Origin of the sequence: Ideonella sp. (assembly GCF_036277275.1) — a bacterium.
Taxonomy (GTDB): domain Bacteria; phylum Pseudomonadota; class Gammaproteobacteria; order Burkholderiales; family Burkholderiaceae_C; genus Ideonella.
In genome coordinates this window covers 1-8208 of record NZ_DASUNH010000041.1, presented here as the reverse complement: position 1 = coordinate 8208, position 8208 = coordinate 1, and the positions used below count along the sequence as shown (strand labels likewise).

Annotated in this window: 7 protein-coding genes and 2 pseudogenes; 4 read left to right on the top strand and 5 right to left on the bottom strand. The window is 70.2% G+C overall.

The genetic code is table 11. The annotated features are described in order from the left end of the window. The 3 genes and pseudogenes from VFY73_RS08440 to VFY73_RS08430 all read left to right on the top strand — a co-directional run. Positions 1–402 (top strand): annotated as a pseudogene (locus VFY73_RS08440) (XRE family transcriptional regulator); the annotation flags it as partial. Between the two features lie 147 nt (positions 403–549). Further along, a complete protein-coding gene (locus tag VFY73_RS08435; RefSeq protein ID WP_329717604.1) occupies positions 550–1122 on the top strand; it encodes a GNAT family N-acetyltransferase in 573 nt (190 codons plus the stop codon). Further along, on the top strand, positions 1119–1529 hold the full coding sequence (locus VFY73_RS08430; protein WP_329717602.1) for a VOC family protein: 411 nt from the start codon (positions 1119–1121) through the stop codon (positions 1527–1529). The genes VFY73_RS08435 and VFY73_RS08430 overlap by 4 nt, the downstream gene beginning before the upstream one ends. A gap of 18 nt (positions 1530–1547) precedes the next feature. On the opposite strand, the gene VFY73_RS08425 is transcribed toward VFY73_RS08430, so the two are convergent. The 3 genes from VFY73_RS08425 to VFY73_RS08415 all read right to left on the bottom strand — a co-directional run bounded on the left by VFY73_RS08425 (position 1548) and on the right by VFY73_RS08415 (position 4379). Beyond that, entirely contained in the window at positions 1548–2435 is an 888-nt protein-coding gene (locus VFY73_RS08425) for an intradiol ring-cleavage dioxygenase (RefSeq protein WP_329717600.1), read from the bottom strand. A gap of 82 nt (positions 2436–2517) precedes the next feature. Beyond that, positions 2518–3675, bottom strand: coding sequence for an ATP-binding protein (locus VFY73_RS08420; protein WP_329717598.1), 1158 nt, complete (start codon positions 3673–3675; stop codon positions 2518–2520). After that, a complete protein-coding gene (locus tag VFY73_RS08415) occupies positions 3672–4379 on the bottom strand; it encodes a response regulator transcription factor (protein ID WP_329717596.1) in 708 nt (235 codons plus the stop codon). The genes VFY73_RS08420 and VFY73_RS08415 overlap by 4 nt, the downstream gene beginning before the upstream one ends. A gap of 174 nt (positions 4380–4553) precedes the next feature. On the opposite strand from VFY73_RS08415, the gene VFY73_RS08410 reads away from it, so the two are divergent. Then, positions 4554–4994, top strand: a complete 441-nt coding sequence (locus tag VFY73_RS08410; protein ID WP_329717594.1) for a PaaI family thioesterase — start codon at positions 4554–4556, stop codon at positions 4992–4994. Between the two features lie 24 nt (positions 4995–5018). On the opposite strand, the gene VFY73_RS08405 is transcribed toward VFY73_RS08410, so the two are convergent. Both VFY73_RS08405 and VFY73_RS08400 read right to left on the bottom strand, forming a co-directional pair. Further along, complete coding sequence (locus VFY73_RS08405; RefSeq protein ID WP_329717592.1) at positions 5019–7034, bottom strand: peptidase M61; 2016 nt, start codon at positions 7032–7034, stop codon at positions 5019–5021. Next, positions 7031–8208 (bottom strand): annotated as a pseudogene (locus VFY73_RS08400) (peptidase M61); the annotation flags it as partial. The gene VFY73_RS08405 and the pseudogene VFY73_RS08400, both read right to left, overlap by 4 nt.

The following is an 8208-nucleotide window of genomic DNA, read 5'->3' as shown; positions in this document are numbered from 1 at the left end:
CGCGTCAGTGAGCCGGAGGCGATCAAGTACCTGGCGCAGCTGGACCGGTTGGGCATCATCGAGCTGCGGCCGATGAACCGCTACCGCTTGCGCGTGGCCAAGACCTTCCGCTGGCGACCGCATGGGCCGGTGATGCAGTACTTCCGCGAAGAGGTCGTGACCGACTACTACGCCGGTGGCTTCGACGGCGAGGGCGAGATGCTGACACTGGTGCACGGCCAGATCGGCCGCAGCCTCGCGGCGCTGTTCAACGAACGGCTGCAGCGCGTCGCGCAGGACTTTGCCCAGCAGCACCTGGCCGACCAGAAGCTGCCGCAAGACCAGAAGCGCCCGTACACGCTGGTGATCGGCATGCGCTCGTGGCTGTTCGCGGCGTTCCGCGACATGAAGCGCGAGGCGTGACATGGTGCGCCGGCTCCTCACGGTCGCCTTTCCGCGCCTCGATGAAGGTCGCTTCACCGTCCTCACCACACTGCCTCTGGCCAAGTAACGGGGCGCATCGCCCGACAACCGACAAGCTTTCTTGAGTCCAACGACACTCGCCGTTCCATGCAAATCGTCATCCCCACCCTCGACCACCTGCCCGGCTACATCGCGGCGCTCGAACGCGGCTGGTCGCCTGACAGCCAGCGCGGCGAAGTCGCGGCGCGCGAAGAGCTGGCCCGCCTGCGGCTGGACGAACTGCTGTTCATCCAGCAACAGCAGGACCGCGAGGCGCTGGGCGGCCCGGTCACCTTGCCCGACGGCAGCCAGGGCGCGCGCATCCCCGGCTTCAAGATGTGGTTGTGGGATGGTGAGTTCGCCGGTGTCATCAGCTGCCGCTGGCAACGCGGCACGACCGAGCTGCCGCCGCACTGCCTGAGCCACATCGGCTACAACGTCGTGCCGTGGAAGCAGCGGCGGGGCTATGCCACGCAGGCGCTGGCGCAGATGCTGCCGCTGGTGCGTGCCGAAGGCCTGCCGTTCGCCGAGATCACGACCGACCCGGCCAACCACGCGTCGCAACGCGTGATCGAGGCCAATGGCGGCGTGCTGTTCGAACGGTTCATCAAACCCGCGTCGTTCGGCAGCACCGAGGGCCTGCGATACCGGATCAGCTTGGTCCCTCCGGAGGCGCCATGACCATCAGGATTCGCGAAATCGACCACCTCGTGCTGCGCGTGGTCGACCTGGACGAGATGCAGCGCTTCTACATCGACGTGCTGGGCTGCAGCATCGAGCGGCGGCAGGACGCGATCGGCCTGGTGCAGCTGCGCGCCGGCAGCGCACTGGTCGACCTCGTGCCGGTGGACGGCAAGCTCGGCAGCATGGGCGGTGCTGCGCCGGGCCGCGAAGGGCGCAACGTCGACCACTTCTGCTTCCGCGTCGAGCCGTTCGATGCCGATGCGATCTACGCCCACCTGGCGCAGCACGGCGTGCAGGCCGGGCCGGTCAGCCAGCGCTACGGCGCTGAAGGCGAAGGGCCGTCGATCTACCTCGACGACCCCGAGGGCAACACCATCGAACTGAAGGGCCCGCCGGACGCCTGAGCTGGGTCGAGCATCGATTCAGGCACTGATGCCCACCGTCAGCGTCGCGGTGAAGCCGGCCGACACGCTGCCGTCGACCGTGGCCAGCTGCAGCGCAGCGCCGTCGTCGCTGAACACGTTGTCGCTGGACAGCGAGACCTGCGCGAAGCTGCTGACGCTGGCGTCGTAGCCGCTGGCCACGCCGTAGACCTGCTGGCAGGCGGCGCTCGGCAGCGCCAGCTGCGAGGTCTTGACGTCGTTGTCGCCGCTGGTCGCTTCGGCCATGCTCGAGTAGACCTCGAAGTGCATGTGCGGCCAACGCCCGCTGTAGCAGGCAGGGAAGATCGTCGTGAACGTGACCTCGCCGTTGCTGTCGGTCAGCTGCACGCCGCGCAGATAGTTCTCGTCGGTCACGCCGCTCGAATACAGCGAGTAGTTGCCGCCGCGGTCGCAGTGCCACAGGTAGATCGCATAGCCGGCCAGGTTGGCGCAGCTGGATGCCGTGTTGACCAGCTTCAGCGTCACCGTCAGCGGCACGCCGTCGGCCACGTTGTCGCCGAAGTCGCCGAAGCTCGACGTGATGTTGCTGCGCACGATGCCGGTCATCGCCAGTGCGTTGACGGGGCCGTCGCTGTTGCTGTTGGTCCCATCGGCCGGGTAGGGGCCCGCAGTCTCGCTCGGGATCACCGCGCAGCTGCCGGTATCGCCGCCGCTGGTGTCGCCACTGCTCCCGTCACCGCTGTCGCTGCCGCTGTCACCCGCGTCGGTCTCACCACCGCCTCCGCAGCCGACCAGGGCCATCGGCCCTGTCAGCATGGCGCCAGCCGCCAGCCAGCGCAGCATGCCGCGGCGCGCCAATGCGCGCTGGGCCAAGGTGTCGAGGTCGGCCGCCAGGCCGTGCGGGTGAGCGTCGTGCAGTGGTTCCATGGGCCGCATCGTGGCGGCCGCGTGTATCGGGCGTTTGGGCGCTGTGTGTCAGTCTCGACACATTCGCCAAGCTGGCGAGACTTCAGGCCGCCGGCAACCACAGGCGGGCGCGCAGGCCGCCCTCGGCGCGGTTGGCCAGCGTCAGCAGGCCGCCATCGCGCTCGGCCAGGTCGCGCGCGATGGCCAGGCCCAGGCCCTGGTGGGCTCCGCCGCCCGTGCCCAGCTGCACCCAGGGTTGCAAGGCCTGTTCGATCAACGCCGGAGCGATGCCCGGGCCGTCGTCGTCGACCCGCAGCACCACCCCGTCGGCGTCGGATCCGACGCTGACGCGCACCTGGCGACCGTGGCGCAGCGCATTGCCCAGCAGGTTGTCGACGATGCGCCGCAGTGCCAACGGATGGGCACGGGCGCGCAGCGCCGGCATGTTGGCTGTGGTGTCCAACAAGGACACGTCGTGCCCTTGTTCGGCCAGGTCGTCGACAGCCGCCTGCGCCAGCGCCACCACGTCGACCACGCTGGGCGCGGCGCTGTCGCGCTGCTCGCGCAGCACCGCGAGCGAGCTGTCGATCAGCGCGTTCATCTCGTGGATGTCGCCGATGGCCGCTTGCGCCACCGGCGCGTCCAGCCCTTCGAGCCGCATGCGCAGGCGCGTCAGCGGCGTGCGCAGGTCGTGCGACACCGCCGCCATTTGCAGGCCGCGGGCATCGAACTGCGCCTGCAGCCGCTGGGCCATCCGGTTGAAGACCTGGGCCGATGCGCGCACCTCGCGTGTGCCGTGCTGCTCGTCCAGCGTGGGCAGCGGCTGGCCCCGTGCGAGGCCGTGCGACAACTGCTCGGCGGCACCGGCGAGCCGGCGCATCGGCGCCGCCAGCCAACGCGCGCCCAGCGCTGCGCCAAGCGCGATGACGAGCAGCCGGATCGCATAGTCCAGCCACAGCGCCTGCGCGGGCAGCGCCGGCGGCGTACCTTGAGGCGGGGCGCCGCGCGGTGGCGCGCCTGGGGCGGCGGCGAGAGGTGCCTCGTCGGGTGCCATCAGCGATCCCGGGGGCAGCGACGGCAGCGGCGGCAACTGCGCCAGCCGGCTGGGGCCCGCGTCACCCGGCGGTCGAGCCGGCACCGCCAGCCAGTAGGCCGCGGCATGGCTGGCCACCAGCACCACCCACATCAACACGAACAGGCGCAGGCCCAGCGTGTCGAAGCGGCGCCAGCCGCGCAGCATGGCGGGGGTCGATCGGCTCATCGCGTGGCCTCCACGGCAGGATCGAACCGGTAGCCTTCGCCGCGAACCGTGCGGATCAGCGGTGCGCCGCCGCTGTTCAGCAGCTTGCCGCGCAGCCTCGACACCGCGAGGTCGATGCTGCGGTCGTTGGCCGCGGCGCCGGGTGCTCGCGACAGTTCGAGCAGCCGGTCGCGGCTGAGCACCTGGCCCGGGTGTTCGGCGAACGCCGACAGCAGCCTGAACTCGGCCGCTGACAGCGGCACGACGGTGCCGTCGGGCGCCAGCAACTGGTGCCGCAGACGGTCGAACGACCAACCGTGGAAACGCAGGGTGGTGGGTGCGGCATTGGCGGCGGCCAGCACTTGGCCGCGCCGCAGCACGGCCTTGATGCGCGCCACCAGCTCGCGCGGCTCGAACGGCTTGGGCAGGTAGTCGTCGGCGCCGATCTCCAGCCCGAGCACGCGCGACAGCGGGTCGCCCTGTGCGGTCAGCATGATCACCGGCAGGGCCGGCCACTGCTGCTTGGCCCATTGGCACAGGCCGAGCCCGTTCTCGTCCGGCAGCATCAGGTCCAGCAGCAGCAGGTCGACACCGCCGGCCGGCAGCCGCCGGCGCAGCGCCGCGCCATCGGCCAGCGCCTCGACAGTCAGGCCGAACGACTGCAGGTAGTCCAGCAGCAACGTGCGAATGGCGGGGTCGTCATCGACCAGCAGGCAACAGGTCATGAGCGGGGTGGTGAAGCGGCGACGCCACCAGTATCCGGCGTGCCGCACTGGCGCAGAACCGACGCCGGTTGAGGGGGCCGCCCCTGCCGCCCCTGTCGCCCCGTTGACAGCCGGCACTGACCGGCGTGGCTAGAGTGGCCGCACTGGTCCACTGGTCACTTGCAAGGAACGACGATGGGTGCGCTCAAGGATCCGCTGGCGCAACTGCGCGCCGTGAACGAGACGGCGGCGTTCAACCGCTGGTGCGGCATCGAGGTGCTCGGCGCAGTGCCGGGCGAGGTCGAGATTGCGATGCCATGGCGACCCGAGGTCGGGCAGTACGCCGGCTTTTTGCATGCCGGCGTGGTCGGTGCGCTGATCGACACGGCCTGTGGTTATGCCGCGGCCACGCTGGTCGGGCAGGTGCTGGCCGCGCACTATTCAGTCAACTGCCTTCGGCCGGCGATCGGCGAGCGGTTCATCGCCCGGGCGCGGGTCGTCAAGCCTGGCAAGTCGCAGGTGTTCACGGCCTGCGAGCTGTTTGCCTGCAACGGCACCGAAGAAACGCTGGTGGCCACCGGCGACACGCTGTTGTCGGTCGTGGCATCAAGCACCGGCGAGGCGCCGCCGCGCTGAGTTTCCGCGGCGGCGGATGGTGAATCAGCGCGCCTTCAACACCTTGCTCAGCCGATCGGCCGCGCCCTCGACTCGCTCCAGCCGCGGGTAGCGCAGGCCGCCGCGCCAATCGATCGTTACCGTGCGGTACCGCTCACCGTCCTTGACCAACAGTCGGATCGGGGCCTCCCCCTGGGTGTTGGCGCGGATCGCCGCTTCGAGACGGTCGGCCTTGTAGGCGACGTCGTTGACGGCCAGCAGCGTCATGCCCTTGGTCAGGCCGGCGTCGAAGGCCGGGCTGTTCCAGAAGACCTGGGTGATGCCACCGTCACCGATCACCCGCACGCCCAACGAGTGGACCAGGTTCTGCGGCCGCTCGGTGCCGTCCTCGCCTTCCCAGCCGCGCTCGTTGCTCTCGAAGCGGCTTTCTTCGGTGGCCCAGGCCAGGCGCCAGCCGCTGTTCGCGAGGCCTGGCGTCGGGCCGCCGACACGGTCGAGCCGCTCGTGCAGGAAACGCCGCCAGTCGTGCGGGTGGGCCGCATCCAACGCGGCCAGCAGTTCATCTTCCGTGTAGGGGTGGGGTGCGATCGAGCCATCCGCGCGCTGCTGGGTGCGGCCACCGAAGAAGGCGCGGGCGACGTCGTCGAGCGAATGCCGATCCTGGCTCAGCGTGCGCAGCGTCAGGTCGACATCGAGCCAGACCAGCTGCGCCTCGTCGTAGTAATCGGCATTGCGCTGCCACTCGTCCCACTCACGCGATGGGCCAGGGCCGATCGCCGGGTCGATCACCGTGTCTTGCAAGGGCCGCCAGCTGCGGCCGCTGCGTGCGGCGACCTCGGCATAGACATTGGCCAGCCGATCGCGGGCCTGCTCAGGCGTGCTCAGCCCGGCACGTGCGGCCAGCACATGGCCCCAGTACTCGGTCAGCCCTTCGTAGGCCCACAGCAGGCTGTTGCCCATCGGCTGGTGGTAGTCCGGCGTGGCCAGGTCGGCCGGCCGGCGGTGCTTGCCGTTCCATGAATGCACGTACTCGTGGGCCAGCAGCTCGCGACCGCGGATCGCCTTGTCCCAGTCCTTGAAGTAGTCGGGCCGCAACACGTTTTCGCTCGACTCGTGGTGCTCCAGGCCCATGCCCCCGAAATCGTCGGACAGGGCCAGCATCAGGTCGTAGTGGCGAAAATGCCGCGCGCCGCCGAACAGCTTGTCGGCCTGCGTGACGAGGGCGCGGTGGGCGTCGAGCTGCGGCTTGCTCGCCTCCAGCATCGGGGCATCGTCGGCCAGCACCGTCAACGTGACCGGGTGCGTGGCCCCCGGGGCGTCGAGCGGCACCTGCTTCACATGGCGGCCGGCGAACAGCGGCGAGTCGACCAGCGTCTCGACCGACACCGGCGCGAAGTCGACCCAGCCGTCGGCGCCTGCTTGCACCACGGCGCCCGATGATCCGCGCAGCGCGCTGACCTGCTGCCACTTCGGTGGCAGTCTGAGCCGCGGCTGCACGCGAATCGCATGCACCGCGGGCCCGGCCGGGTACAGCAGCACGTTCTCCCACTCGACGCCGAGCATCTCACGGGTCACGCTGATGCGCTCGCCGCTGCCACGCACCGGTGCGAGGTACTGGAAGCTCAGGTTCAGCGTGGTCGCGCCGGCCGGTACGTCGACGAGAAAGGTGAACGGGTCGGCCGCTTCGCGCCGCCAGGGCAGGCGCTGGTTGCCGGCCTGGATCGTCAAGCCGGCCAACCGCGTCACGTCGCCGTAGGGGCCGTGGCCGCCCGGCAGGTAGCGTGCGTAGCGCAGCGCCAGGCGCTGCCCTGGCGTCGCCACCGACAGGGTCTGCTGGACCCGCAGCACACGGCGATCGAGGTCGGTCGCGTCGACCGACAGTGCCATCGTGCCGGGCCAACTGGCCGGTGGTGGGGCGGTGGGCTGGGCCGCGGCGCTGGTGGCCGGCTCGGCGTGATGGCCATGGTCGCCATGCGCGCTGGCCGGCAGCGCCGAGCCGGCCAGCGCAGCCCACAGCGCGAGGCCGAGCGCGCCGTGCCGGAGCGACGCTGCCGCGCTCACTTCGCTGCCCAGATCGCGCCGAGCCGGTCGGGCGCGTCGTCCATGCGCTCGAGCTTCGGGTAGCGCAGGCCACCGCGCCAGTCGATGCGCATCAGCTTGTAGACTTCACCGTCCTTGACCAGCAGCTCGATCGGCGCCGAGCCGTTCTTGTTGGCGGTGATGGCGGCCGCCAGCCGCTCGGGCTTGTAGACCTGCATGTTGACGGCCATCAGCTTCTGGCCGGTGGCGGCGCCGGCCTGGAACGCGGGGCTGTTCCACATCACCTGGTCCAGCTCACCGTCGCTGGCGATCTGCAGGCCGAGCGAGAACATGAAGTCGTCCGGCCGCTCGCGCCCGCTCGGGCCGCCGCGGCCTTCGCTGTGCTTGGCGAATTCGCTCTCGGTCTCCGACCAGCCGAGCTTCCAGCCGCTGCGCAGCAGGCCGTCCAGCGGCGCGCCGGGGCCGGTGCGGTCCAGCCGCGCGCGCAGGAAGGTGGCCCAGTCGTGCGGCTGCACGCCGTTGAGCGTCTTGACCACATCGTCGAAGCTGTAGGTCATGCTCTTCGGGCTGCCGTCGTCGTGCGGCTGCATCGTCGGGCCGAAGAAGGCGCGGGCGAAGTCGTCGAGCGACTTGGTCTCGCGGCTCTTCTCGCGGATCAGCGTGTCGGCGTCGAGCCAGATCAGCACCGCCTCGTCGTAGTAGTCGGCGCTGCGTTGCCAGTCGCGCCAGATCTTGTTGCGCTGCGAGGCCAGCGTGCCTTCGGTCGTCGTGTCCTGCAGGCTGCGCCAGGTGCGGCCGCTGCGCGCGTCGAGGTTGGCGGCCAGCTGCGCCAGCGCGTCGCGTGCCTGCTCGGGCGTGGCCAATCCGCTGCGTGCGGTCAGCACCTGGCCCCAGTACTGGGTCATGCCTTCGTAGACCCACAGCAGCGGGTTGCGCATCGGCACGTTGTAGTGCGGCGTCCACAGGTCGGCCGGGCGGCGGAACTTGCCGTTCCACGCGTGGGTGTATTCGTGCGGCAGCAGGCCACGGGCGCGGATCGCCTTGTCCCAGTCCTTGAAATAGTTGCCGCGCACGCCGTTCTCGCTCGACTCGTGATGCTCCAGGCCGATGCCGCCGAACGAGTTCGACAGCGCGAGCAGGAAGTCGTAGTGGCGCCACGGGCGCGAGCCGTAGAGCTTGTCGGCCTGCTGCACCA